Source organism: Pelomonas baiyunensis (assembly GCF_043555935.1).
GTDB classification, from domain to species: Bacteria; Pseudomonadota; Gammaproteobacteria; order Burkholderiales; family Burkholderiaceae_C; genus Pelomonas; species Pelomonas baiyunensis.
The window spans coordinates 567915-593232 of sequence record NZ_JBIGIB010000004.1 but is presented as its reverse complement, the minus strand read 5'-3'; the positions used below and the strand labels follow the sequence as shown (position 1 = coordinate 593232).

Below are 25318 nucleotides of genomic sequence, written 5' to 3'. Positions count from 1 at the left end.
CCTACGTGAGCCTCTGTTGGACACTTGAGAACGCGTTACCCATGTCCTGGCACGGGTGTTACCCATGTCTCCGGTCTAAACAGCCCGGCAGAAGAAAGTTACCCGCCCGCCGGGGCGGACTCCCGGCAATGCATCGCGGACATGGCGCTCTTGGTGAGCCAGACCAGCTCCATTCCCATCACCGCCTTGTCCGGGAGCGAACCTCAGGTGCTCACCGCCGTCGTGAACGTCAACCGATTCCCAAACGGGTCCGTCACCGACATGTCGCGCGAACCCCAAGGCATGGCCTGGATGCTCGGGCGGGCGTTGGCGTAGGGGCGGGTGCACAGCTCAGCGTGGAAGGCGTCCACGTCGCTCACCTGAATGCGCATGGCTGCGCCGGGGCAGCAGTCGCCGTGGTGCTCGGTCAGGTGCAGCACGCAGCCCGCGCGTGACACCTGCAGGTACAGCGGCATGCCGGGTTCGAAGCGGTGCTCCCAGTCCACGGTGAAGCCGAGGTAGTCCACGTAAAACTCGCGCGCCTTGGCCTCGCTGAAGCTGCGCAGGATGGGGGTGGTTTGCTGGAAGTGCATGGGGGCGAGTGTGTCAGCGGGGGTGTGTGGGCGGCGGGCCGGAGGCGGTGAATATGCGCGGGACGGTGGCGTCAGGGGGCGCTGCCGAATCACGCCAAATCACGCCGAACTGCGCCGGTCAGTCGCCGGTCAGTCGCCGTCATCGCCGGCCGCCGGGAATGCGGCCTGCAGTGCCTCGGCAAACTCGGCGTTGGCGCTGAAGGTCAGCGTCACGGTCACCCAACCGCCGGCTTCGTGCTGCACCAGCAGTTCGTGGTGCCAGGCGTGGCCGTCTTCCACCGGGCCCTCGCGGCCGGCAAACGTGTGGCGGGCCCAGGCCAGCACCTCGGCCACTTCGGCCATCACGGCCGGGTGGGCGGCCTCGCGGGTGGAGGCCATGGCGTCCAGGGTGAGCACCTCGTCGGCGCCGTCGGTCAGGTCAAAGCTCAGGTGGTGCAGCGTGGGCATGGCGTGGGGGTCAAAAGCAGGCAGGGGATGCGGGCTCACCAGGGCAGCAGGCGGTCGCCCTCGCCGGGCACGCAGCCGGCGGCCAGAGGCGCGGGGCTTTCATGCACCACCACGCCGTGTGGGCCGTGGCACAGCTCCAGGCGGCGGGCGGTGGGCCAGCGTTGCAGCGCGAAGGCGTCCAGGCTGGTGGGCAGGCTGGTTTGTACGGCGCCGGCGGCCAGTTGCTCGGCGGGGTGGTCGTCCCAGTGCAGCCAGGGTACGAAGCGGCCGGCCAGCATCAGCCAGGGCGCGGCCTGCACGGGCTCGGGCGCGTAGCCCTCGCGGCGCAGCCAGGCCTGGGCCTGGGCGCGGTCTTGCGGGGCGTCCGGCGCGTCGGCGGTGGCGGCGGCCAGCAGTTCGGCCACCCACTGGTTGCAGTTTTGGTAAGCGGTGCTGAAGGGGTAGGCATTGGCGCTGTAGCGCGCGTTCAGCAGGCCCAGCGCGCGGGGCTTGTCCAGCGCGGCGCGGGCCAGGGCGGCGGCGGGTTCGGGCGGCAGCAGCAGCAGGCTCACGTAGCCCAGGGCGATGTTGTCGCTGCCCAGCACGAAGCCGGCGAGGCCTTGATCGAACAGGCGGGGCTGGCCTTCGGCGCAGGCGTAGTACAGCTGGCGCACGGCCCAGGGCATGGGGGTGAGGTCGTCGCCCAGCCCCTCGGCCAGCGCCACCGCGGCGTGCGAGTAGCGCAGCCCGAAGCGAGACAGGTCGGTGCCCGAGCGGGCGATCAGCGCGGCCGGTGCGCCGCTGTCGGCCAGCACGGCGCGGATGACGGCGGCAAACCGCAGCAGGCGGTCTTGCTGGTCGGCTGTGGTGGGCACGGGCCGGTCACAGCCCTGGGGCAGCACCGAGCCGGCGTGCGCCGTGCCCGCGGCCATCACGGCCCCGGCGGCGCCCAGCGCGGCGGCTGCGCGGCGCCAGCCCGATTTCAGGCCAGCGCGGAGGCTCAAGGCGTGACGACGCGCGCGCCCAGCTCGCGGGTCCAGGCGTCGTCCAGCACCAGGAAGAAGGCGCGGCCGGTGTCGGCGTGGGCAAAGGCAATGCCGTAGGCCTGGGGCGTGGCCTGCACTTCGTCACCCACGCTCACGGCGCGGGCGGCCAGGGCTTGCTGGGGCAGGGTCAGGGCCACGGTCTCGGCGCCGTCACGGGTCAGCGTCAGGCGCAGCTTCTGGCCCTCGGCGCGGGCCACTTCGGTCACCCGGTAGCGGCCTTCGGCGCGGCGTTCACCGCCGCTGCTGCTGCCGGACGAGGTTTTGAGGGAGTCCGACGCGCTGCCCGAGGCGGACGAGCCGGCGTCGGCCGCCGACGACGCAGCGGTGGACGAGGCCTGGGCACCGGTGGCGGCCAGGGCAAGAACGGCGGTGAGCAACAAGCAACGCATGGGGCAACTCGGGGAGCAGGGGTGGAGCCGTGACGATAGCGCGCCTGGGCGGGTGTGGCGGCCGTGGGTGGCCGGCGTGGCGTCGGCAGCGTGTCGCGTTGCTACTGCGTGGCCGTGCCCCGCCAGCGCTTGAGCGTCAGCGCGTTGGCCACCACGCTCACGCTGCTGAAGGCCATGGCCGCGCCGGCGATCACCGGGTTCAGCAGGCCGAGTGCCGCCAGCGGAATGCCCACCACGTTGTACGCAAAGGCCCAGAACAGGCCCTGGCGGATCTTGGCGTAGGTGCGGCGAGACACGTCCAGCGCGTCCACCACCAGGCGCGGGTCGCCGCGCATCAGGGTCACGCCCGCGGCTTCGGTGGCCACGTCAGCGCCGCCGGCCATCGCAAAGCCGACCGACGCAGCGGCCAGCGCCGGCCCGTCGTTCAAGCCATCGCCCACAAAGGCCACCACGGCACCGTCGGCCCGCAGGCGTTGGACGGTGGCCGCCTTGTCGCCGGGCAGCACCTCGGCGTGCACCTCGGTGATGCCCAGCGCCTGGGCCACGCCGGCCGCCGCGCCCCGGCTGTCGCCCGTGAGCATGACGGTGCGGATGCCCCGCGCCTGCAGCTGCGCCACCGCAGAGGCGGCGGTGTCTTTAATGCGGTCGCCAAAGGCCAGCAGGCCCAGCAGCTCGGTGCCCGACATCAGCCACGACACGGTGTGCCCGGCCGCCTCCAGCCGCTGCGCCTCGGCGGCGAGTGGGCCGGCATTCACGCCTTGCTCCTGCGCCAGGCGGGCGCTGCCCAGGGCCAGCGCGCGGCCCTGCACCTCGCCGGCCACGCCGCGGCCGGGCAGGGCGCGGGCCTGGGCCACGGGCAAGGCCGGCAGGTTCTTGGCCTCGGCCAGCACGGCCAGTGCCAGCGGGTGGCTGCTGCTGCGCTGCAGGGCGGCGGCCAGTTGCAGCAGTTCGTCGCGCGTGTGGCCCTCGGCGGGCCGCACGGCGGTGAGCGTGGGCTGGCCCACGGTCAGCGTGCCGGTCTTGTCGAACGCGACGATGGTGACGGCGTGCGCCAGCTCCAGCGCCTCGGCGTCTTTGATGAGGATGCCCTGGCGCGCGGCCACGCCGGTGCCGGCCATCAGCGTGGTGGGCGTGGCCAGGCCCAGCGCACACGGGCAGGCGATGACGAGCACGGCCACCGCGTTCACCAGCGCGGCCTCGGCATTGCCGTTGTGCCACCACCAGCCCACGAAGGTGAGCGCCGCGCAGGCCAGCACCACGGGCACGAACACGGCGCTCACCCGGTCCACCACGCGCTGGATGGGCGCCTTGGCCGCCTGGGCCGACTCCACCATGCGGATGATGCGGGCCAGGGCCGTCTCGGCGCCGATGGCGGTGGTGCGCACCGTGAGTGCGCCCTCGGCGTTGATGGCGCCGCCGGTCACGCGGTCGCCCACGGCCTTGGCCACGGGCAGGCTCTCGCCGGTGATGAGGGACTCGTCCACATGGCTGCGGCCAGTGGTGATCTCGCCGTCCACCGGGATGCGGTCGCCCGGGCGCACCACGACGAGATCGCCCACGCGCACCTCGGCCACGGGCACCTCGGCCTCCACCTCGCCGCGCAGCACGCGGGCGGTGCTGGGGCGCAGCGCGTTGAGCGCGCGGATGGCGTCGGTCGTCTGGCGCTTGGCGCGCTGCTCCAGCCACTTGCCCAGCAGCACCAGCGTGATGACGGCGGCCGAGCCCTCAAAGTACAGGTGGGCGTGGCCGGGGTGGCGCAGCATCAGGTAGACCGACAGCCCGTAGGCTGCCGAGGTGCCCAGCGCCACCAGGAGGTCCATGTTGCCGCTGCCGGCGCGCGCGGCATGCCAGCCGGCGCGGTAGAAGCGCGCGCCCAGCACGAACTGCACCGGCGTGGCCAGCAGCCACTGCAACCAGCCCGGCAGCATCCACATCGCGCCGAACAGGCCGCTCAGCATGGGCAGCATCAGCGGCAGCGTCAGCACCGCGCCGGCCGCCACCGGCCACCACGCGGGCAGTCCGGTGGGCGGGGCCTCGGGTGCGGGCGGGGCGGCGGTGTCCACCACGGTGGCGGGGTAGCCAGCTTTGTCCAGTGCGGCTTTCAGCGCGGCGGTGGGCACGTTGGGCAGGGCCTGCACGGTGGCCTTCTCGGTGGCCAGGTTCACGCTGGCGGCCTGCACGCCGGGCACGGCGGCCAGCGCTTTCTCCACGCGGCGCACGCAGGAAGCGCAGGTCATGCCGCTGACCTGCAAGGTCACGTCGTGAAGGGCGGAGGTGCTCATGGTGGGGCGGGGTGCGGTGGGTGCCACCGCGCATCATGGCGCGCTTCGGGGCGGCGGGGCTTGATGCAGGCCAAGTGCCGGGCCGCCGGTGCCGGCAGGGCGAGTCGCGTGGGGCGCCGTGCCCCGATAAGCTCGGCCACCCGCCCAACCCTGGAGGCTCACCCATGAAGCGTTTCGCCCTCGCCGGGCTGCTGTTGCTGGCCCCGTTCGTCACCACCGCCCAGCCGGCCCCGGCCGCCGCCGCCAGCGCAGCGCTCAAGCCCGTGGGAGGCAGCGTGCTGTTCTGGACCTTCGAGCAGCAGCAGGCCGGCTACCCGCACATGGAAGACTTCTTCCCCACGCGGCTCATCCGGCGCAGCACGGCGCCGGCCCCGCTGCCCGTGGCCGAGAAGCCGCTGGACATCAGCTTCCAGGTGGCCGGCCAGACCTGGACGCTGGACGACTACATGACCCGCAACCGCGCCGCCGGCCTGCTGGTGCTGAAAGACGGCCAGGTGGTGCTGGAACGCTACGGCCTGGGCCAGACGCCGCAGATGCGCTGGACGAGCTTCTCCGTGGCCAAGTCGTTCTCGTCCACGCTGGTGGGGGCGGCCATCCGCGACGGCAAGATCAAGAGCCTCGACGACGCCATCACCACCTACCTGCCCGGCCTCAAGGGCTCGGCCTACGAGGGCGTGTCGGTGCGGCAGGTGCTGCAAATGACCTCGGGCGTGCGCTGGAACGAGGACTACGGCGACCCGAACTCCGACGTCGCCCGCTTCGGCGCCGAGCCCTCGGTGAACGGCTCGGACCCGGTGGTGACCTACATGGCCCGCCTGCCGCGCGAGGCGGCGCCGGGCACCAAGTGGGTCTACAAAACCGGTGAGACCAACCTGGTGGGGTCCCTCGTGCGCGCCGCCACGGGGAAGACGTTGTCGGACTATCTCGCCGAGAAGGTGTGGCAGCCCCTGGGCATGGAGGGCGACGCCTACTGGATGCTGGACCGCTCGGGCGCCGAGGTGGCGGGTTGCTGCCTCTCGGCGACGCTGCGCGACTACGGGCGCTTTGCCCGCTTCTTCATGCGCGGCGCCCGGCTGCCGGGCGGCCAGGCCGTGGTGCCCGACGGCTGGGTGGCGCAGGCCACCACCACCACCCGCGATGCTTCTGACGCCCTGCAAGGCCGCGGCGGCTACGGCCTGCAGTGGTGGACGACTCCGGGCGCCGCCTACCGCGCCTCGGGCATCTTCGGCCAGGGCATGTGGATCGACCCCGAGCTGGACCTCGTCGTCATCACGCACAGCGCCTGGCGCGGCGCCACAGATGGGCCCTCCGCCCAGGCGCGGCAGGCGTTGATTGACGCCATCACCGCGCACTACCGGGCGAAATGAACGCCCACGCGCCGCATGGGTGGCGGGGCGCGGCAGTGCCATGGCCCTGGGTACCATGCGGCGGCGGTTGTCGTCCGTGCAGGTGAAGCGTTAACAAGGGCCGCCGATCTCGGCAGGGGCGGCTGGAGCCAGGGAGGGCGTGATGAGAGGGTGCGTGATCGGCGCGGTGGCGCTGGCAGCAGGCATGTTGGCCTCGTGCGGGGGCGGGGGCTCCACCGCCGAGTCCTGCAACTCCGTGGGCATCGTGCCCATCACCACCACCTGGGTGGTGAGTGGGGCGCAATACAACCCGCCGCCGTACACGGTGCAGGTGGTGGTGGGCCGCGTGGGCACGCCGTTGGTGGCGCGCCCCATCCACACCGGCGTGCTGCCGCAGTGCGTGGGCAAGGGCGTGTACGCGCTGGGCAGCGCCGCCCACCCGCTGCCCGCCGGCCTGACGCTGAATACCGCCACGGGCGAAATCTCCGGCACGCCCACGGCCGCGGGCGACACCAACGGCGGTGACGCCTTCACCGGCGCGGTGCGCTTGAGCTTTCCTGGCGTGACCTCACTGCCCGTGCTGGCCCGGTTGGTGGTGGAGAAGTAGCGCGCTGCGGCTGGCCACAATGCCCGCATGAAGCTCCCCCGCCGCCTCGTTCTTCTCGCCGCTTTCGCGTCGACGCTCGCCGTCGCCGAGCCGGCCTACTTCCCGCCGCGTGGCGACTGGGCCCGCGCCGAGCCCGCCGCCGTGGGCCTGGACCCAGCCCGCCTGGCCGACGCCGTGGCCTACGCCCGCGCGCACGACAACCCTGCCCCGCGTGACCAGGCCCTGGCCCTGGCGCAAAGCTTCGGCAAAGCCGAGCCCTACTTCGGCGGGCAGATCGGCCCCACGCGCGAGCGTGCGGCCATCAACGGCCTCGTCATCCGCCGCGGCAAGGTGGTGGCCGAGTGGGGCGACACGCGCCGTGTGGACATGAGCCACAGCATCACCAAAACCTTTCTCTCCACGGTGGTGGGCCTGGCCTGGCAGCAGGGCCTGATCAAGAGCACCGACGACCGCGTGGCCGACGCCATGCCGCCGGGCGTGGACCTGTTCACCGCGCCCAAGAACGCCCCCATCACTTGGGATCATCTGTTGCGCCAGACGAGCGACTGGCAAGGCACCCTGTGGGGCAAGCCCGACTGGGCTGACCGCCCCGTGGGCAAGACGCCCGAGGACTGGCCCAACCGCCCCGTCTACGCCCCCGGCACGCACTACAAGTACAACGACGTGCGCGTGAACGTGCTGGCCCTGGCCGCGCTGCAGGTGTGGCGCCGCCCGCTGCCCGAGGTGCTGCGCGAGCAGGTGATGGACCCCATCGGCGCCAGCAGCCGCTGGCGCTGGCACGGCTACGACAACAGCTGGGTGGAGCTGGACGGTCAGCGCATGCAAAGCGTCAGCGGCGGCGGCCACTGGGGCGGCGGCATGTTCATCGACGCCTGGGACCTGGCCCGCTTCGGCTACCTGTTCCTGCGCCAGGGCGAATGGGCCGGCCGCCAGATCGTGCGCCGGGAGTGGATCGCCCAGGCCCGCCAACCCGGCCCGGACAACGCCGAGTACGGCTACTGCAACTGGTTCCTCAACCCCGGCCGCAAAGCGCTGCCGGCCGTGCCGGAAACCAGCGTCACCTTCCGCGGCAACGGGCAGAACATCGTCTACCTCGACTGGGAGAACGACCTGCTGGTGGTGGTGCGCTGGATCGACAACGGCCCGGCGTTGAACGAGTTCCTGGGCCGGGTGGTGGCCGCAGTGAAGCCTTAACCGCGCCGGCGCTGGGCCCGCGTTTGCAGCACGAAGCCCACCACAAACAGCAGCAACCAGGCCAGCAGGGCGCCGCGCACGACGGGGTCGTCCGGCCCGGTGGCCAGCGGTGCGCCGGCGGGCAGGCGCGTCAGCGTTTCGTTCAGCCCCGGCACCAGCAGCATGAAGAAGCTGAACGACAGCCCGAAGTTCTGCAGATGCGATTGCAGGTGCGGCTGCAGGCGCCCCAGCGCGCGCCACCGCGGCAGCAGCCACGCCCCGGCGAACGCCGCCAGCAAGGCCAACACGCCCAGCACATGCCCGGGGTTCACGCCCTGCACGCTGGACAGGCCGAACGACGTCACCACCGACAGCGCCAGCCCGGCCAGGTACACCTGGCCCCAGCGGGTGGCCGGGTCAATGCGGCGGTGGCGAATGAAGCTCGCCACACCGGCGATGACCGGCGGCAGGCTCAGCAGGGTGTGGGCCAGGCCCAGGGGGGAGAGCGGATGTGGCATGGATGTGGAATTTGAAAATCAGCCTACTAGTTGGTAGGTTGTGGGGTTGAAAGAAAGGCGGCTGCTGCCGCCTGCGGTTGGGGTGTTGCGGTGTGGGTTGGACTCGGCGGTTCGGGCCTCAGGGCCGTTGCGTCAGCTTCAGGATGGCCGGCTGCACGATGGCGGCAAACGCCTTGGGGTCGCCCAGCGCGCGGGCCATCAGCATGGCGCCGTGCACCACCGCCATGAACGACTGGGCCGAGATGCCCGGGCTGTTCAGCAGGTGGAACTGGCCGCGCGCCGCGCCGCGCTGCAGCACCTCGGACAGCCACGCGCTCACCGCCTGGAAATGCGCCTGCACCTCCACCGCCACCTCGGCCGGGATGCTGGGCATCTCGGTGGCCAACATGGCGCAGATGCAAAACGGGTGCTCGCCGCTGCGAATGCAGCCGGCCCAGTAGTCGGCATAGGCGTTCAGTTCGGACAGCGGGTCGTCAAACTGCGCCTGCAGCCCGCCCAACGCCGCAGCGGCCTCCTCCCGGTACAGCCGGGTGACGCAGGTCACCAGCGCCGCCTTGCTCGGGAAGTGGTGGTGGATGCTCGCCTTGGTAATGCCCACCCGCTCTGCCAGGTCGGCATAGCTGAAGCTGTTGTAACCACCCGCCGCCAACAGCGCGCGCGTGTGCGCCACGATCTCGGCGGCTTTGGGGGAGAGGTCGGGGGACATGATGGGGGGCACTCTACTAGTTGGTAGGTTGCGAGTCAACCTTGGTGCCAAGGGCGTTTTCACCGGTCAGTGCGGCTGTGCAGCGCCCTAGCGCCGTGACGGTGCGCAAGCGACCTGCTTGGGGCGGTCGATCAGCGTGCAGAACCTGCCGGAATGCAATGCCTCAGCGATGAAGCCAGCGGCATGCTGCGGTAGGACATTGCTGGCCAAGAACGGCCGGCCGGTCACTTCGCATCCAGCTCCTTTAAAAGTTGCTGGAAGGCTGGAAGTGCAACGAGCATGCCGCGTTCCGCGCGCGAGCCATCCGATTCAAAGATCTGCTGCACGTCGAGCAGATTGCGGGATTGAAGGGCCTGCCAAATATTGACTGCCGAATAAGACCCAAACTGGGTGGCAGGGACGATGGCTGCATCAAACCGCACTTGGCAGTCCTGTCGCCGTTCACACGGTGGCGCGGTAAACGATGCTATCTCCGCCACCGTGGGCTTAAAGCCGGCCGCCTGCCTGTCCAGCGTGACAAAAGAGAGGACGACCTGCGACGCGACGGAAGTCGGCGGGTACGAGAAAACAAAATAGTTAGGATTTCCTGCCGAAGACAAACTCAGGCCGAGTGCGAACCAATCGCTTTCCGATTTGGCCCCTCTGATGTTTTTGATGAGTGCCAGATTGCACGCACCGTCGTCGCATTCTTTGGTCCAGCGATCAACCGCCGCGGACCAGTCTTTTACTTGGGCGACGCAAGCGAACGGCAGCGTCGACAACAGCAGTGAAAGGAGTATGCGCATGTGTGGGCTAACGTTTGAAATGGGGATGGAAACAGGCGTTCGCTTTCAAGCTTCGGTTTCATTGGAAGCCCTGGACAGCCTTGGCGAATTGTTTGGGGGCATGCTTCCAGCCCCGCCCAGGGTACTCAAACACCGATAAAAGCGGCGCGGGTTAGAACGGCTCCGGCGCATCGAGACCCGCAAGTTCGTGCGGCGGTAAGGCTGGTGTTGGTGGCCTTGCGCGTCCGGGCTTCAGCGCCTCGCCCACCGACTCAATCAAGGAAGGTCCACGTCTCCGCCCCATCAAACCGCCGCACCCGCACGCCGGCTGCCACTTGGGGGTCGAAGTTGTTGAGGTTCACGCCGTGCCGCGCGCCGGGCTCCGGGGCCAGGGGTTCCCAGTGGGTGACGCAGCCGCAGTGGATGCAGCGGATGTTGCGCAGGGTTTTGTCGCCCCAGATGTAGTCGGTGGTGTGCTCGGGGTGGCCCTCGATCTGCACCGTGCCCAGTGGGTAGTAAGCCCACAGGCCGTTGAGGCGGCGGCACAGCGAGCAGTTGCAGCGGGTGGCTTGCTCGGGCAGGTGCGGCAGCCGCAGGCGCACGGCGCCGCAGTGGCAGCTGCCTTCCAGCGGCACTGGCGGCGTGTGGGCATCAGGGGCGGCGGTGGCGTCGGTTGACGCGGGGCGGGGCGTGTCCATGGCCGGGCGTGAGGAGAGGGCTGCGGGCAAGGCCCAGACCATAGCGGCGTTCAGGCGGGCGCACGATGCGGGGGAGTGCGGGGGGGCCTGGATGGGCCGGGTGAATCCGGGCCGGCTGCCGAGGTGCCGCGCCCGGCCGAGGCCCGCGGCGGGGTCAGCCTGCTGACGGCGTGCGGCCCACCTGCCAGCGCACTTGGCAGGCGGGGCAGGCGCGCAGCAGCGGGGCACGGTCTTGGTGGCCGGTGGGTTCTGGCGGCAGCACGGGCCCGCCGCATTGCGGGCAGCGAAAGCGCAGGGCCAGGTGCCGGTCCAGCGCCCAGAGGGCCACGCACAGCAGCGCAAAGCTGGCCACGCCCAGGGCCTGTTGGGCGCGCACCTGCGGCACCCAGGCGATGACGGCGACCACGCCGGCCATCCACGCGGCTCCGCACGCGGCGAAGGCCGCGGTGCTGTGCCGCTGGTGGCGGCGGGCGGGGCGGATGGGCCAGGCGGCCGTGGCGGGCGTGGTGGCCTCGGCGGGCGTGGGGCTCAAGCCGGCACGCGCACGGCGGTGCGGGCGCGCTCGATGGCGGCCAGCAGCGCTTCTTCGGAGTAGGGCTTGCCCAGCAGCTGGGTCACGCCGGCAGCGGCGGCCTGTTCCTGCTTGTCGTCCGACGAGGTGATCATCAGCACCGGCAGGTGCGACCACGCGGCGTGGGCGCGCACCTGGCGGGTGAGCTCGAAGCCGTCGATGCCGGGCATTTCCACGTCGGTAATCACCACGTGCGGGCACTCGGCGGCCAGCAGTTCCAGGGCTTGTTCGCCGCTTTCGGCCAGGGCCACGCGGTAGGTTTTGCCGGTGAGCAGGCGGCTGATCTTGACGCGCACGATCTTGGAGTCGTCCACCACCAGCACCAGGGTTTCTTCGGCGCGCAGCTCGCGGGTGGGTGCGGTGGCGGCGGCGGCAGCAGCTTGGGCGGCGCGCTCGGCTTCGGCTTGGGCTTCGCGTTCGGCAGCCGCCGCAGCTTCAGCGGCGGCGCGGGCGGCGGCTTCTTCTGCGGCTTGGCGGGCGGCGGCTTCGGCGGCGGCCTGTGCTGCGGCGGCCTCAGCAGCCTGAGCCGCCGCCGCAGCCTCCGCTGCGAGTCGGGCCGCCTCGGCGGCTTGGGCCTCAGCCTCGGCCTGCCGGCGGGCCTCGGCGGCGCGGGCTTCCTCGGCCCGCGCTTCCTCGGCCAAACGCTCGGCCTCCAACCGCTCGGCTTCCAGCCGGGCCGCTTCCACCCGGGCGGCCTCCTGACGTTCGGCTTCTTGTCGCTCGGCCTCCAGCCGCGCGGCTTCGCGCTCGGCAGCTTCCTGGGCGGCGCGCTGGCGTTCGGCTTCGGCGGCCGCTTCAGCAGCGGCTTGTGCGGCGGCTTCGGCAGCAGCCTCTTCCGCCAGGCGGCGGGCGTGGGCCTCTTGGGCCAGACGCTCGGCTTCCTGGCGTTCGGCCTCCAGGCGGGCGGCTTCAGCGGCCGCAGCCGCTTCTGCAGCTTCGCGTTCGGCGCGCGCCTGGGCTTCTTGGCGTTGGGCCTCGGCGGCTTGCCGTGCGGCTTCAGCGGCCTGTCGTTCGGCTTCAGCGGCGGCCTCGCGCGCCGCAGCTTCTTGCGCTTCGCGTTCAGCGCGGGCTTGTTCCGCCTCCTGTTCAGCGGCCACGCGCTCGGCTTCGATGCGGGCTTCTTCGGCGCGTTGCTCGGCCAGCTTGGCGGCCAGCGCCGCTTCCACCTCGCGCACGGCGTCCAGGTCAGCGTTGACGGGGGCGGGGGCCTCTACCGAGGCCTCAGCCAGCGGCTCGGAGGTGACTTGGGCGTCCTGCGATGCAGGCGCCTCGGCAGCCGGCGCGCTGGGTTCAGCGGCAGATTCGGCGGCGGGCTCAGCGGCAGGTTCTGGCGTAGCGTCAGCCGGAGCCGGCGGCAGGGGCTGGGCGTCGTCGGCCGTCGACGAGGGGCGACGCTTGCCAGACCAAACCAGGAACACGGCCACAACGGCCACGGCGGCCAGGATCCAGATCAACAGCTCGTTCATCGTCAGGGGCGGGTGCAACAGCAAAGCCAACATCATCGCGCCAGAGCGTGTCGGCGCGGAGAAGCGGAGTGTGGATGGCGGGGCCGGCGGCGTCGTTTGTCACGCCCGGCTTCGCTGTCAGCGCTGCGGCGGTGGCAGCAGGCTGGCGGTTTGCACCGGGCCGCCCGGCGGGTCGCCGTCGCCGGGCACGAAGAGCGTCAGCACGACCGCTGCCACCGCACCCAGCAGGGTGAGGTTGAAGCGAAAACGTGCGGAGGCGGCCATGTGCTGCATGGTGAGCCGATTCGGCCGACAGCGCCCCCCCTAACTTGACGGTGAATGCTGGCAGCGTGGTGTCAGCAGGCCGCGCGGCGCAGCTGGCCGGGCGTGGCGCCGGTGGCGGCCTTGACGTGGCGGCTGAGGTGGCTGGCGTGGGCGTAGCCGCAGGCGGCGGCAACGTCGGCCAGGGGCAGGGCGGTGTCGCGCAGCAGGGCGCGGGCCCGGGCCAGCCGGCGGGCGGCCACCCAGTCGTGCACGGTGCAGCCCATGGCGGTGCGGAACATGCGCGCGAAGTGGAATTCCGACAGGTGGGCTTCGGCGGCCAGTTGCGGCAGGGTCAAGGGGGTGCCGTCCAGGTGTGCATCGATGAAGGCCAGCACGCGGCGGCGCGTGGCGCCGGACAAGCCGCCCACGGCCCGGGCCTCGCGCTCGGCGCGTTCGCGCTGCCGGGGGCGGGCGGCTTGCAGCACGAGGTGGTCCAGCGCGGCCTGGCTGAGGGTGTCGATGCGCAGGCGCTCGGTGGGGTCGGCCCAGTCGCGGGCGGCCACGCCTTGGGCCCAGGTGGCCAGGGTGGCGTCGGCGCCAAAGATGCGTTGCTCCAGCGTGATGGCGCGGGGTTCGGCGTCCAGCAGGCGCACCACGCGGTCGGCCCAGGCGTCGGCGCTGAGGTACAGGTGCACAAAGCGCAGCGGGCTGGCCACGTTCCAGCGCGACTCGTGCTCGGCGGGCAGGATGCAGTGGCAGCCGGGCGAGCCGGTGTCGCCCGGGGTGTCCACCAGGTGGGTGCGGTGGCCGCCCTGCAGGTACACCGAAAGCGTGTGGTGCCCGGGGCGCTGGTAGTCCATGCGGCCGCCGTGGTTGTGCCACTGCACCAGGCGAAGGCCCTGGCCCAGCGCCACCTCGCGCTCGCGGCGCGCGCTGGAGCGGCCCAGCACGTCAAAGACGGGCAGGTCGGCAGTGGCGTGGGCGGTGAGGTCGGCCATGCCGCCATGCTAGGCCGGCGGTGCCGGGTTGCGCCGCCCCGGGGGACATGAAGCGCAGGAATGTGCAATCGCCCGCCCGGCCCGGGCGACACCATGGCGCCATGACTGCTGTGCTGTACGTGTTGGTGGTGCTCATCTGGGGCACGACGTGGATTGCCCTGAAGTGGCAGCTGGGGCCGGTGCCCATTGCGCTGTCGATTGCCTACCGCTTTGGCCTAGCGGCCGTGGTGCTGTTTGCCTGGCTGCTGTGGCGCCGCCAGCTGGTGGTGCCCCGCGGCCGGGCGCGGGGGTGGGTGCTGGCGCAGGGGCTGTGCCTGTTCTGCCTGAACTTCGTGTGTTTCTTGAACGCCAGCCAGACGGTGGCCAGCGGCCTGGTGGCGGTGGTGTTCTCCAGCGCGGCGCTGTGGAACGCGCTGCTGGCCCGGCTGGTGCACGGCCGGACGATGGCGCCGCAGGTGCTGGCCGGCGGGGCGCTGGGGCTGACCGGGCTGGTGCTGCTGTTCTGGCCCGAGATTCAAGCCGGCCACGCCACGGCTGCGGGCCTGGCCTGGGCGCTGGGGGGCACGTTGTGCTTCTCCACCGGCAACCTGCTGTCGGCCGCACTGCAGGCCGAGGGGCTGAAACCCGTGCAAACCAACGCCTGGGGCATGGCGGTGGGCACGCTGCTGCTGCTGGGCTATGCGGCCGCAGCCGGCGTGCCGTGGGTGTTCGACCCCAGCCCGCGCTACGTGGGCGCGTGGCTGTACCTGGCGATTCCGGGCTCGGTGATCGGCTTCACCGCCTACCTCACGCTGGTGGGGCGCCTGGGGCCGGAGCGCGCGGCCTACAGCACGGTGCTGTTTCCGGTGGTGGCGCTGAACGTGTCGGCCTGGGCCGAGGGCTACCGCTGGACGGCACCGGCCCTGGCGGGCCTGGTGCTGGTGATGGCGGGCAACGTGCTGGTGTTCAGGAAGAAGAAGCCGGTTTCTGCCGGCGCTCCAGCAACGCCATCGCCTCACCCACCAGCCCGCGCCTGAAGGCCAGCACGCAGACGATGAAGATCAGCCCGGTGACGAGGCTGACGGATTCGCCCAGGCCGTTGAACCAGCCGATGCCGGTCAGGTCGGCCAGCGCGGTGCCGAAATCGCCGATCTTGTTCTCCAGCGCAATGATCACCAGCGCCCCCACCATGGGGCCCACCAGCGTGCCCATGCCGCCCACCAGCGTCATCAGGATGACGAGGCCAGAGGTGGTCCAGATCGCGTCGGTCAGCGTGGCAAAGCCCAGCACCAGCGTTTTGGTGGCGCCGGCCAACCCGGCCAGCGCGGCTGACAGCACGAAGGCCAGCAGCTTGAAGTGCGCCGTGTCGTAGCCCAGGGACGTGGCCCGGGCCTCGTTCTCGCGAATGGACGTCAGCACCTGGCCGAAGGGTGAGTGCACGATGCGGTAGATGAGCCAGAACGCGGCGATGAACAGGCCGAGCACAACGTAGAACAGCGTGAGGTCGTGCGTGAGGTCCAGCCCCAGGAAGCTGCCGCGCGGCACGCTTTGCAAGCCGTCTTCCCCGCCGGTGAACGGCGCCTGCAGGAAGAAGAAGTACAGCATCTGCGCCAGCGCCAGCGTGATCATCGAGAAGTAGATGCCCGAGCGGCGGATGGCCAGCAGCCCGAACACCAGCCCCACCGCCGCCGCGCCGCCCATGCCCAGCAGCAGCCCGGCCGGCGTGGGCAGGCCCCACACCTTGAGCGCATGGCCGCACACATAGCCTGCCGTGCCCAAAAACGCCGCGTGGCCGAACGACAGCAAGCCCGTGAAGCCCACCAGCAGGTTGAAGGCGCAGGCGAAGAGGGCGTAGCACAGCACCTTCATCACGAACACGGGGTAGGCGCCCAGCAGCGGCAGCAGGCCGATGCCGACGAACAGCGCGGCGTAGCCGATCAGCTTCTTGTTCATTTCTCTTTCCCGAACAAGCCAGCCGGGCGCACCAGCAGCACGATGGCCATGACGACGAAGACGACGGTGTTGGACGCCTCGGGGTAGAACACCTTGGTCAGCCCCTCGACGATGCCCAGCCCCAGGCCGGTCAGGATGGAGCCGAGGATGGAGCCCATGCCGCCGATCACCACCACCGCGAACACCACGATGATGAGGTTGGACCCCATCAACGCCGACACCTGCAGGATGGGTGCGGCCAGCACGCCGGCAAACGCTGCGAGCGCCACACCGCCGGCGTAGGTCAGCGTCACCATGCGGGGCACGTTGATGCCGAAGGCTTGCACGAGCTTGGGGTTCTCGGTGCCAGCGCGCAGCTTGGCGCCGAGCGACGTTTTCTCGATCAACGCCCACACCGCGAAGCACACCACCAGCGAGGCCACCACCACCCAGCCGCGGTAGTTGGGCAGGATCATGAAGCCGAGGTTGGTGGCGCCTTGCAGCGCGTCCGGCACCTGGTAGGGCTGGCCGGAGACACCGTAGAAGCTGCGGAACACGCCCTCGATCACCAGCGTGATGCCGAAGGTCAGCAGCAGGCCGTAGAGGTGGTCCAGCTTGTAGAGCCACTGCAGCATGGTGCGCTCGATCACGATGCCGATCACGCCCACCGCCAGCGGCGCGAGACCGAGCATGAACCAGTAGTTCAGCCCCAGGTACTCCAGCCCCATCCAGGCGAAGAAGGCCCCCATCATGTACAGCGCCCCGTGGGCGAAGTTGATGATGTTGAGCATGCCGAAGATGACCGCCAGGCCCAGCGACAGCATCGCGTAGAACGAGCCGTTCACCAGGCCCAGCAGCAGCTGGCCCAGCAGGGCGGGGAGGGGGATGCCGAAGAGTTCTGTCATGTCTTTTGCCTTCAGACCCTGGACGTCCGCCGGGCCGCTCCCAAGGGCGGCCAGGGGCGATGTCGATGCCGGCCAACGCCGGCATCGATCGCCGTCCCCTCGGGGGACCGACTGGACACGCGCGCGTTCAGCGCCGCGAGGCCGGGCGAGGGGTTCACTTCTTCACCAGGGGGCACTTGCTGTCCGCGAGCTTGGTGAACGCCTCCTCGCCCGGGATCTTGGCGACCACCTTGTAGTAGTCCCACGGCTCGGTGGATTCCTTCTGCGACTTCACCTGCATCAGGAACATGTCGTGGATGCCGCGGCCGTCTTCCTTGCGGATCGTGCCCTTGGTGTAGAAGTCGTTGATGGGCGTGGCCTTCATCTGGGCGATCACCTTGTCGGCGTCGTCGGTCTTGAGGGTGTCCACGGCCTTCAGGTAGTGGGTCACGGCCGAGTAGTCGGCGGCCTGCAGCGATGAGGGCATGCGCTTCATCTTCTCGAAGAAGCGGCGGCTCCAGGCGCGGGCTTCCGGCGTCTGGTTCCAGTACCAGGAGTCGGTCAGGTACATGCCCTCGGTGGTCTTGAGGCCGAGCGAGTGCACGTCGTTGATGAACATCAGCAAGCCGGCGAGCTTCATGCCCTTGGTGATGCCGAACTCGTTGGCCGCCTTGATGGCGTTGATGGTGTCGCCGCCCGCGTTGGCCAGACCCAGGATCTGCGCGCCCGAGCCTTGGGCTTGCAGCAGGAAGCTGGAGAAGTCGCTCGCGTTCAGCGGGTGCTTCACGGCGCCCTTCACGGTGCCGCCGTTCTTCTGCACCACGGCGGTCGTGTCGGCCTGCAGGGCCTGGCCGAAGGCGTAGTCGGCCGTCAGGAAGTACCAGTTCTTGCCACCGGCTTTGGTGACGGCACCGCCCGTGCCGTTGGCCAGGGCCACGGTGTCGTACGCGTAGTGGATGGTGTAGGGCGTGCAGTTGGCATTCGTCAGCGCCGAGCTGCCGGCGCCGATGGAGATGAAGGGTCGCTTCTTCTCGGCCGCCACCGTGGCCATGGCCAGGTTGGCGCCGGAGTTGGTGCCGCCGATCAGCAGGTCCAGCCCTTGGGTGTCGATCCACTCGCGCGCCTTGGCGGAGGCGACGTCGGCCTTGTTCTGGTGGTCGGCAAAGATGATCTCGACCTTCTTGCCAGCGGCCATGCCCTTCATGTCGGCAATGGCCATCTTGATGGCCTCCACGCCGCCGGCGCCGTCGATGTCGGCGTAGACGCTGGACATGTCGGTCAGGAAACCGATCTTGATGACGTCGCCCGAGATTTGCGCCTGGGCGCCCAGGCCGAGGGTGGCCAGCGTTGCTGCAATGAGGGTCTTCTTCATGATGTCTCCAGTTGAAGGTCGGGTTAGACGCTGAGCAGCTCGTCCATCTGCGCCTGGTGGGCGGGCAGGTCAGCTGCGGGGAAGGAGAGCACGACTTCGCCGTGCTCGATGACGATGAAATGGTCGGCCAGCGGCGCGGCGAAGCGGAAGTTCTGTTCCACCATCACGATGGTGAAACCCTGCGCCTTGAGCGCCCGGATCATGCGGGCCAGGGCCTGGACGATGACGGGCGCCAGGCCTTCGGAGATTTCGTCCAGCAGCAGGATGTCCGCGCCGGTGCGCAGGATGCGCGCCACCGCCAGCATCTGCTGCTCACCGCCCGAGAGCCGCGTGCCAGGGCTGTGCTTGCGCTCGGCCAGGTTGGGGAACATGGCGTAGATCTCGGCTTCGCTCATGACCTTGCCGCGCTGGGCTTTCAAGAGCGGCGGCAGGCGCAGGTTCTCTTCGGTCGTGAGGCTGGCGAAGATGCCCCGCTCTTCGGGGCAGTAGCCGAGGCCGAGGTTGGCGATGCGGTGGGTCGAGAGGTTGATCGTTTCCTCGCCGTGAACCTTGATGCTGCCTTTGCGCGCACCGGTGAGGCCCATGATGGCGCGCAGCGTGGTGGTGCGGCCGGCGCCGTTGCGGCCGAGCAGGGTGACGACCTGGCCGGGCTGCACGCTCAACGACAAGCCATGCAGGATGTGGCTTTCGCCGTACCAGGCGTGGAGGTTGGTGATTTCGAGGGCGGGGGTCGCCATGGTCATGCGCTCGCTGCGGTGAATTGCTGGCCAGAGGGGTGCCGGGAGTTCGCCCCGGCGGGCGACTTACTTTCTGGGCCGCCAGAAAGTAAGCAAAGAGCTCCCCCCGACCGCACCGCCCCTCGCGTGGCGAGGGGTGCCCTGCGCTGCTCAGGCCTTGAGGGCCCGTGCGGAACTCCCTTCGCTACGCTCCGGTCAGACAACCGCACGGAGTCAGTGCTTGATGTGCGCTGCGCGCACGCCCTCAAGCCCTTGCGCTGCTCGGCGGTGCTCAAGGGGGCATACCGAACAGCCAGCGCCAGCCGGCTGGCGGGCTTGGCGATTGGCTGTTGCGGCTGTTCCGGGGTTCCCCTTTGGAGGAGCCGAGAAGCGCAGAAGCCCAGGGCGCGCGCGAAGCGCGCTTCAACAACTGACTTCGCGCCGCCTGTTTGAACGCAGCGTAGCGAAGTGAGTTCGGCGCGGCCCTGGGCTTCGAGCATCGCAGGGCAGCCCTCGAAGAGGGCCGACGGAACAGGGGCGCTTTCTTTGCTCACTTTCTTGCGCGCGCAAGAAAGTGAGTCGGCCGCCGGGACGAAATCCCGGCTGGGCCTTGGCGTCAAGGCCACGCAACGCCGAACCATCAATGCGCCCCCTGCAACTCAGTCGCCTCAGTCCCCATGTAAGCCTCCAACACCGCCGGATGCTTGGACACCGTCGCGTAGTCGCCCTCGGCCAACACCGCCCCCCGCGCCAACACCGTGATGCGGTCGGCGATGCTCGCCACCACCTTCATGTTGTGCTCCACCATCAGCACCGTGCGCCCCTCGGCCACGCGCTTGATGAGGGCCGTCACGCGGTCCACGTCCTCGTGGCCCATGCCCTGCGTGGGCTCGTCCAGCAACATCAGCTGCGGCTCCATGGCCATCGTGGTGGCAATCTCCAAAGCGCGCTTGCGGCCGTAGGGCAGGTCCGCGGCCTTCAGGTGGGCCATGTCGCGCAGGTCCACCAACTCCAGCAGGGCCAACACCTTGGCGTCCAGCGTCTTCAGGCCGGTCAGCCCCTTCCAGAAATGGAAGCTCGTGCCGGTGAAGCGCTGCAGCCCGATGCGCACGTTCTCCAGCACCGTGAGGTGCGGGAACACGGCCGAGATCTGGAAGCTGCGGATCACGCCGCGGCGGGCGATCTGGGCGGAGGTCTCGCCGGTGATGTCATGCCCTGCGAACACGATGCGGCCGCGCGTGGGCGTGAGGAACTTGGTGAGCAGGTTGAAGCAGGTCGTCTTGCCGGCGCCGTTGGGGCCCAGCAGCGCGTGGATGTGACCTCGCTGCACCCGCAGGTTCACGGCGTCCACGGCGGTGAAGCCCTTGAACTCCTTCGTGAGGTCGCTCGTCTCCAGAATGATGTCGCTCATGGATGGGGGGGCGCGAAAGCGTTGCGGTTGACTCTAGGGCCTGGGGCGGGCACGCGGGCTCGGGGCATTCACCCCCCCGGTGTCACCTCGGCGGCAGCCAGGAAGCGCTCCACCAGGCCGATCTGGTCCGGCGTGTTCAAGGCCGGCGCGTGGCCGCAGCCGGCAATCGTGGCCACCGCGGCGCGCGGGCCGCGTTCGCGCATGGCTTGAGCGGTCTCGGGCGTCAGCAGCGTGGAGTCTTCGCCGCGCAGGCACAGCACGGGCAGGTCGAGCTGGTCCCACGCGTGCCAGAGGGCGTAGTCGTCCGGATGGTGCTGGAACTGCAGCGCCAGGGCGGGGTCGTAGTGCGGCGTGACGCGGCCGTCGGGCAGGCGGCGCAGCGAGGTTTCGGTGAGGTGGCGCCACTGCGCATCCGTCAGCGCGCCGAAGCTCGCGTAGATCTCGCGGAAGTAGCGCTCCAGCTCCGTCACCGTGGCGAAGGCCGGTGGCTGGCCGGCGTAGGTTTGGATGCGGGCCAGCGCCGGGGCGGCGAGCTCCGGGCCGTTGTCGTTCAGCACCAGGCGCTTGATGCGACCGCGCAGCCGCGTGGCTGCCGCCAGCGTGCCAATGGCGCCGCCCATGGACGTGCCCACCCAGTGCACCTTGTCCAGCCCGAGCTGGTCCAGCAGTGCTTCGGCCTGCTCCACGTAGAACGACAGGCAGTACTCCAGCGCCGGGTTCACCGCCCATTGCGACAGGCCGCGGCCCAGCGTGTCGGGGCACACCACATGCCAGCGGGCGCTGAGCGCGGCGGCGAAGTCGTCAAAGTCGCGCCCGCTGCGGGCCAGGCCGTGCCAGGCCACCACGGTGGGGGCGGCCGGGTCGCCCCAGGTGGTGACGTGCAGCTCGCGGCCCAGGCAGCTGAGGTAGTGCGATTTCATGATCGGGCCCTCCCGCGCGCCCAGGCCGCCAGCCGCAGCCGCCCAACGATGCCGCCGGGGAAGTGGTACACGGCCAGCACGAACAGCAGGCCCAGCCACAGCAGCCAGCGGTCGGGCGACACCAGCGTGCTCAAGCCCGGCACGCCGTCCACCAGCGCGCCGGCGCTTTTCAGCAGCGCCTGCAGGTAGTTCTGCGCCACGATGAACAGCACGCTGCCGATGACGGCGCCGTACACCGTGCCCATGCCGCCGATGACGACGATGAGCAGCAGGTCCAGCATGATCTCCATGCTCATGGCCGTTTCGGGCCCGGTGTAGCGCAGCCACAGCGCCAGCAGTGCGCCGCCGCAGCAGGCCAGCAGCGCGGCAATCACGTTGGCGCCGGTGCGGTACACCACCGTGCGGTAGCCGATGGCCTCGGCGCGAAACTCGTTCTCGCGGATGGCCTGCAGCACGCGGCCGAAAGGCGAGTTCACCACCCGCAGCAGCAGCAGGATCAGCCCCGTGACGGCGGCCAGCAGCAGGTAGTAGGTCAGCAGCTTGCCGTCCAGCATCACGCCCAGGAACGGGTCGTCCATGAACTCGGTGGAGGGGCGCAGCACCTCGGGCAGCTGGAAGTTCAGGCCGTCTTCGCCGCCGGTGAGGTCGCTCAACTGCGAGGCCAGCGTCATGAAGGCCGAGGCCACGGCCAGCGTGATCATGGCGAAGAAGATGGCCTTCACGCGCAGGCTGGCCAGGCCCATGGCCAGGGCCAGCAGGGCGCTCAGCGCGAGGGCCGCGATGAAGCCGATGGCCAGCGAGGTCCAGTCCGCCCCCAGCCGTGTCGACGCAATGGCGATGCCGTAGGCACCGATGCCGACGAACATGGTGTGCGCGAAGCTGACGATGCCGGTGTAGCCCAGCAGCAGGTCGTAGCTGGCCACCAGCAGGATGAACACCAGGATCTTGGCCGCCACGTTCAGCGCCTGCGTGCCGGGGAAGATGAAGGGCGCGCAAGCCAAGCCGAGGAAGCACAGGGCCAGCAGCACGGCCAGCGGCTTGCTGCGCGGCAGGTCGTGGGAAAGCAGGGCACGCAGCATCACTTGGCTCCCACCGGGTAGAGGCCTTGCGGGCGCCACAGCAGCACCGCCACCATCAGGCCGATGTTGGAAAACAGCGCCGCCTTCGGCGCCAGGAAGCCCACGTAGTTGGCCACCAGCCCCACCAGCAGCGCGCCCACCAGGCAGCCCACGGTGGACCCCAGCCCGCCGATGATGATGACGATGAACAGCAGCAGGTTCACCTGCGCGCCGATCTGCGGCGTGACGCCCTGCTGCACCAGCCCCCACAGCACACCGCCCAGGCCCGCCAGCGCCGAGCCGGCGACGAACACGCCCACGAACAGCCGCCGCACGCGGTAACCCAGCGCCTCCACCATCTCGCGGTCTTGCACGCCGGCGCGAATCAGCAGGCCGATCTTGGTGCGGTTGAGCACGAGCAGCAGGCCCACCAGCACGACGAGGCCGATCAGCATGGCGACCACGCGGAACTTCTCCACCGCCACGTCGCCGAGCAGGAAGATGCCGCGCAGCGTTTGCGGCAGCTCCAGCGGAATGAGCTGGGCGCCCCAGGTGGCCTTGATCAGCTCTTCGCCAATGATCATGCCGCCCATGGTGATGAGGATTTGCTTGAGGTGCTGGCCGTAGACGGGCCGCACCAGCACGCGCTCGAAAACCACGCCCACGGCCGCAGCGATGGCCATGCCGGCGGTGCAGGCGGCGGCGAGTGCGGCGAGGTTGGCGAGCGTGTTGTCACTGCCGGCCCACGGGGCGAGTGCTGCGAGCACGGTGGTGGCGGTGAAGGCACCGAGCGCAATGAACACGCCGTGGCCGAAGTTCAGCACGTCCATGAGGCCGAACACCAGCGTCAGGCCCGAGGCGATGACGAAGATGATGAGGCCCATGGCCACGCCGGCCAGCGTGAGGTTGAGCCAGGTGCTCGGGCTGCCGGTCAGCGGCAGGGCCAGGAGGATGAGCGCGGCGAGGAGCGCGAGGGGTTTGGGGTCGAGCTTCATGAGGTGTGCTCGTGGGAGCGGTGCGTGGTTGCTTTTGCTTGGAGCCTTTGGGGCGCGATGCACCGAGCCGGGAGTTCGCCCCGGCGGGCGAGTAACTTTTCTCTGTCTTGCCAGAGAAAAGTCACCAAAAGAGAGGCGCTAACTGCAAGCCAGCGGGCTGGGGCGTGAGGCTCGCGCGCGAGAACACCCGCTCGCGCCCTGCGAAGAAGCGAGCCGCTGCGCTCTCGCCGCCCACTTGTCACCGCAGTTAGCCATCGGCCCTGCACCACGTTCAACGTCGGCTGCACGCCGAACTCATCAGCAAAGGCACCACACGCCTCGACGCGCCGTCGACGGCGCTTGCATTCCACTCGCGAGTTCGGCGTGCAGCCGACGTTAGGCGCACGGGCGGTGGATCGTTCGGACTCGTGACAAGGACAGCAGCGAGAGCGCAGCGGTTCGCTTCGTGCCCGCAGCCGGCTGGCTGTTTTCGCGCGATGTCGCTTGCCGGCCAGAGGCGAGGTGCGGTTGCGCGCCTCTTCTTTGGTGACTTTCTTCTGGCGCCCCAGAAGAAAGTTACTCGCCCGCCGGGGCGAACTCCCGGCACGGTGCGCCGAGCTGCAAAGGCTCCCGGCAAAAGCCACCAAACTCGAATGAGAACGCCCCAACGCAGTCACTGATGCGCCCCCAACGACAACCCCAGCAGCCGCTGCTGCAACCCAGCGTCCTCAATCAGTTCGCGCATCGAACCCCGATGCACCACCCGCCCGTCGTCCATCACCGCCACCGTGTCGCCCAACTCCGCCGCCACGCGAAAGTTCTGCTCCACCAGCAACACCGTCGTCTGCGTCGCCTTCAACTCCCGCAACGCCGAAATCAGGTTGGCCACGATCGCCGGCGCCAGGCCCTTGCTGGGCTCGTCGATCACCAGCAACTCGCGCGGCTCGATCAGTGCGCGGGCAATCGCCACCATCTGCTTCTGCCCGCCGCTCAGCTTGCCCGCCGGGTGCGTCCAGAAGGTCTTCAGCGCCGGAAACAGGCCGAACAGCCAGTCCAGCCGGGCCGCGTCCAGGTCGGCCAGCTTGCGGGCTGACCGGGCGGCCAGCAGCAGGTTCTCGGCCACGGTCAGCTCGCCGAAGATGCCCATGGTCTCGGGCACATAGGCGATGCCGCGCGACGCGATGTCGGGCGTGGCCAGTTTCGTGATGTCCTCGCCCTTGAACGTCACCGTGCCGGCGCTCGCCGTCCACAGGCCCATCAGCGTGCGCAGCGTGCTGGTCTTGCCCGCGCCATTGCGGCCCAGCAGCATCGTCACTTGGCCGACCGGTACGTCAAGGTCCACGCCATGCAGGATGTGATACGCCCCTACGTGGGTGTGCACGCCGCGCAATGCCAGGAGGTTGCTCATGCCGCCACCCCCAGGTAAGCCTCTTGCACGATGGGCGAGGCGATCACCGTGGCCGGGTCGCCGTCGGCCACCAGCTTGCCCTGGTGCAGCACGATGATGCGGTCGGCCAGCTCGCGCACCACGTCCATCTTGTGCTCCACCAGCAGCAGCGTGTGCTTCTTCTCGGCCTTGAGCGCGCGGATCAAATCGAGCACCACGGGCACCTCGTCCACGCTCATGCCGGCGGTGGGTTCGTCGAACAAATACACCTTCGGGTCCAGCGCGATGAGCATGGCCACCTCCAGCTTGCGCTGGTCGCCATGCGGCAGGCTGGCGGCGAAGTCGGTGGCGCGGTGGTCCAGCCGCACGCGCTGCAAGATGGCCTCGGCTTCGGCGATGAGTGCCTTGTGCGACAGCCACACCGACAGCAGCTTCAAGCCCAGGCCCCGGCGCGCCTGCACGGCCAGGCGCACGTTCTCCAGCACGGTGAGGTGGGCGAACAGCTGCGTCAGCTGAAACGCCCGGCCCAGCCCGCGCCGCGTGCGCACCGGCGCGGGCTGCGCGGTGAGGTTCTCGCCGTCCAGCCACACCTCGCCACTGCTCGCGGGCAGCTGGCCCGAGATCAGGTTGAAGTAGGTCGTCTTGCCCGCGCCGTTGGGGCCGACGATGGCCGTCAACGTGCCGGGCTGGAAGGCACAACTCACGCCGTCCACGGCCACATGGCCGCCGAAGCGGATCGTCAGATTCTTGGTTTCGAGCATGAAGCTGTTTTCAGCGCGGACAACGACTCGGAGGCGTCGCGAGCGGGTGCTGAACTAGGCGCGGGGGGAACCCATGAACCGGAACGTACTTCGGTACGTGAGGATTCATGGGAGGACCC

The 25318-nt window shown here is 69.8% G+C and carries 26 protein-coding genes and 1 pseudogene; 4 read left to right on the top strand and 23 right to left on the bottom strand.

The annotated features are described in order from the left end of the window. Nucleotides 1-203: 203 nt before the first annotated feature. The 5 genes and pseudogenes from ACG01O_RS16800 to ACG01O_RS16780 all read right to left on the bottom strand — a co-directional run. Nucleotides 204-578: pseudogene (locus ACG01O_RS16800) on the bottom strand (glyoxalase superfamily protein); the annotation flags it as partial. A gap of 123 nt (nucleotides 579-701) precedes the next feature. Further along, nucleotides 702-1019, bottom strand: coding sequence for a hypothetical protein (locus ACG01O_RS16795; RefSeq protein WP_394386341.1), 318 nt, complete (start codon nucleotides 1017-1019; stop codon nucleotides 702-704). A gap of 35 nt (nucleotides 1020-1054) precedes the next feature. After that, nucleotides 1055-2002, bottom strand: a complete 948-nt coding sequence (locus ACG01O_RS16790) for a DUF2145 domain-containing protein (RefSeq protein ID WP_394386340.1) — start codon at nucleotides 2000-2002, stop codon at nucleotides 1055-1057. Continuing rightward, nucleotides 1999-2433, bottom strand: coding sequence for a hypothetical protein (locus tag ACG01O_RS16785; protein ID WP_394386338.1), 435 nt, complete (start codon nucleotides 2431-2433; stop codon nucleotides 1999-2001). Before ACG01O_RS16785 ends, ACG01O_RS16790 begins: the two co-directional genes overlap by 4 nt. 101 nt (nucleotides 2434-2534) lie before the next feature. Further along, nucleotides 2535-4715, bottom strand: coding sequence for a heavy metal translocating P-type ATPase (locus tag ACG01O_RS16780; RefSeq protein WP_394386336.1), 2181 nt, complete (start codon nucleotides 4713-4715; stop codon nucleotides 2535-2537). Nucleotides 4716-4879: 164 nt separating this feature from the next. Between ACG01O_RS16780 and ACG01O_RS16775 the strand changes: the two genes are divergently transcribed. The 3 genes from ACG01O_RS16775 to ACG01O_RS16765 all read left to right on the top strand — a co-directional run bounded on the left by ACG01O_RS16775 (nucleotide 4880) and on the right by ACG01O_RS16765 (nucleotide 7862). Then, entirely contained in the window at nucleotides 4880-6082 is a 1203-nt protein-coding gene (locus ACG01O_RS16775) for a serine hydrolase domain-containing protein (RefSeq protein WP_394386334.1), read from the top strand. A 142-nt stretch (nucleotides 6083-6224) separates the two neighbouring features. Further along, on the top strand, nucleotides 6225-6668 hold the full coding sequence (locus ACG01O_RS16770; RefSeq protein WP_394386332.1) for an Ig domain-containing protein: 444 nt from the start codon (nucleotides 6225-6227) through the stop codon (nucleotides 6666-6668). Between the two features lie 27 nt (nucleotides 6669-6695). Further along, nucleotides 6696-7862 carry a serine hydrolase domain-containing protein gene (locus ACG01O_RS16765; protein WP_394386330.1) on the top strand — a complete coding sequence of 389 codons (1167 nt, stop codon included), beginning with the start codon at nucleotides 6696-6698 and terminating at the stop codon, nucleotides 7860-7862. On the opposite strand, the gene ACG01O_RS16760 is transcribed toward ACG01O_RS16765, so the two are convergent. The 8 genes from ACG01O_RS16760 to ACG01O_RS16725 form a co-directional block, all read right to left on the bottom strand. Next, the gene (locus ACG01O_RS16760) at nucleotides 7859-8359 is read right to left on the bottom strand and encodes a hypothetical protein (RefSeq protein WP_394386328.1); all 501 of its coding nucleotides are present in this window, start codon (nucleotides 8357-8359) and stop codon (nucleotides 7859-7861) included. The genes ACG01O_RS16765 and ACG01O_RS16760 overlap by 4 nt on opposite strands. Before the next feature lie 118 nt (nucleotides 8360-8477). Next, entirely contained in the window at nucleotides 8478-9065 is a 588-nt protein-coding gene (locus ACG01O_RS16755; protein ID WP_394386326.1) for a TetR/AcrR family transcriptional regulator, read from the bottom strand. Between the two features lie 224 nt (nucleotides 9066-9289). Next, nucleotides 9290-9850, bottom strand: coding sequence for a hypothetical protein (locus tag ACG01O_RS16750; protein WP_394386324.1), 561 nt, complete (start codon nucleotides 9848-9850; stop codon nucleotides 9290-9292). Nucleotides 9851-10101: 251 nt separating this feature from the next. Further along, nucleotides 10102-10527: a GFA family protein gene (locus tag ACG01O_RS16745; protein WP_394386322.1), complete on the bottom strand. Its 426-nt coding sequence runs from the start codon at nucleotides 10525-10527 to the stop codon at nucleotides 10102-10104. Between the two features lie 154 nt (nucleotides 10528-10681). Beyond that, nucleotides 10682-11059 (bottom strand): hypothetical protein, encoded by a 378-nt coding sequence (locus ACG01O_RS16740; protein ID WP_394386320.1) that lies wholly within the window; start codon nucleotides 11057-11059, stop codon nucleotides 10682-10684. Continuing rightward, on the bottom strand, nucleotides 11056-12564 hold the full coding sequence (locus tag ACG01O_RS16735; RefSeq protein WP_394386318.1) for a response regulator: 1509 nt from the start codon (nucleotides 12562-12564) through the stop codon (nucleotides 11056-11058). The genes ACG01O_RS16740 and ACG01O_RS16735 overlap by 4 nt, the downstream gene beginning before the upstream one ends. Before the next feature lie 117 nt (nucleotides 12565-12681). Next, nucleotides 12682-12828, bottom strand: coding sequence for a hypothetical protein (locus ACG01O_RS16730; protein WP_394386316.1), 147 nt, complete (start codon nucleotides 12826-12828; stop codon nucleotides 12682-12684). Nucleotides 12829-12899: 71 nt separating this feature from the next. Further along, nucleotides 12900-13805 carry a helix-turn-helix transcriptional regulator gene (locus ACG01O_RS16725; RefSeq protein WP_394386314.1) on the bottom strand — a complete coding sequence of 302 codons (906 nt, stop codon included), beginning with the start codon at nucleotides 13803-13805 and terminating at the stop codon, nucleotides 12900-12902. 101 nt (nucleotides 13806-13906) lie between these two features. Between ACG01O_RS16725 and ACG01O_RS16720 the strand changes: the two genes are divergently transcribed. Beyond that, nucleotides 13907-14821 (top strand): DMT family transporter, encoded by a 915-nt coding sequence (locus tag ACG01O_RS16720; protein WP_394386312.1) that lies wholly within the window; start codon nucleotides 13907-13909, stop codon nucleotides 14819-14821. Here ACG01O_RS16720 and ACG01O_RS16715 read toward each other — a convergent pair. The 10 genes from ACG01O_RS16715 to ACG01O_RS16670 form a co-directional block, all read right to left on the bottom strand. Then, on the bottom strand, nucleotides 14751-15737 hold the full coding sequence (locus ACG01O_RS16715; RefSeq protein WP_394386311.1) for a branched-chain amino acid ABC transporter permease: 987 nt from the start codon (nucleotides 15735-15737) through the stop codon (nucleotides 14751-14753). The two genes, ACG01O_RS16720 and ACG01O_RS16715, sit on opposite strands and share 71 nt — an antisense overlap. After that, the gene (locus ACG01O_RS16710; RefSeq protein ID WP_394386310.1) at nucleotides 15734-16621 is read right to left on the bottom strand and encodes a branched-chain amino acid ABC transporter permease; all 888 of its coding nucleotides are present in this window, start codon (nucleotides 16619-16621) and stop codon (nucleotides 15734-15736) included. The genes ACG01O_RS16715 and ACG01O_RS16710 overlap by 4 nt, the downstream gene beginning before the upstream one ends. 154 nt (nucleotides 16622-16775) lie before the next feature. Beyond that, the gene (locus tag ACG01O_RS16705) at nucleotides 16776-17972 is read right to left on the bottom strand and encodes an ABC transporter substrate-binding protein (RefSeq protein ID WP_394386309.1); all 1197 of its coding nucleotides are present in this window, start codon (nucleotides 17970-17972) and stop codon (nucleotides 16776-16778) included. A 23-nt stretch (nucleotides 17973-17995) separates the two neighbouring features. Continuing rightward, nucleotides 17996-18709, bottom strand: a complete 714-nt coding sequence (locus ACG01O_RS16700) for an ABC transporter ATP-binding protein (protein ID WP_394386308.1) — start codon at nucleotides 18707-18709, stop codon at nucleotides 17996-17998. Nucleotides 18710-19328: 619 nt separating this feature from the next. Further along, nucleotides 19329-20099, bottom strand: a complete 771-nt coding sequence (locus tag ACG01O_RS16695; protein ID WP_394386307.1) for an ABC transporter ATP-binding protein — start codon at nucleotides 20097-20099, stop codon at nucleotides 19329-19331. 68 nt (nucleotides 20100-20167) lie between these two features. Beyond that, nucleotides 20168-21019, bottom strand: coding sequence for an alpha/beta fold hydrolase (locus tag ACG01O_RS16690; protein WP_394386306.1), 852 nt, complete (start codon nucleotides 21017-21019; stop codon nucleotides 20168-20170). Next, nucleotides 21016-22098 (bottom strand): branched-chain amino acid ABC transporter permease, encoded by a 1083-nt coding sequence (locus ACG01O_RS16685; RefSeq protein ID WP_394386305.1) that lies wholly within the window; start codon nucleotides 22096-22098, stop codon nucleotides 21016-21018. The genes ACG01O_RS16690 and ACG01O_RS16685 overlap by 4 nt, the downstream gene beginning before the upstream one ends. Further along, on the bottom strand, nucleotides 22098-23072 hold the full coding sequence (locus tag ACG01O_RS16680; RefSeq protein ID WP_394386304.1) for a branched-chain amino acid ABC transporter permease: 975 nt from the start codon (nucleotides 23070-23072) through the stop codon (nucleotides 22098-22100). The genes ACG01O_RS16685 and ACG01O_RS16680 overlap by 1 nt, the downstream gene beginning before the upstream one ends. Nucleotides 23073-23724: 652 nt before the next feature. Continuing rightward, the gene (locus ACG01O_RS16675) at nucleotides 23725-24459 is read right to left on the bottom strand and encodes an ABC transporter ATP-binding protein (protein ID WP_394386302.1); all 735 of its coding nucleotides are present in this window, start codon (nucleotides 24457-24459) and stop codon (nucleotides 23725-23727) included. Further along, nucleotides 24456-25199 (bottom strand): ABC transporter ATP-binding protein, encoded by a 744-nt coding sequence (locus tag ACG01O_RS16670; RefSeq protein WP_394386300.1) that lies wholly within the window; start codon nucleotides 25197-25199, stop codon nucleotides 24456-24458. Before ACG01O_RS16670 ends, ACG01O_RS16675 begins: the two co-directional genes overlap by 4 nt. Nucleotides 25200-25318: the final 119 nt, after the last annotated feature.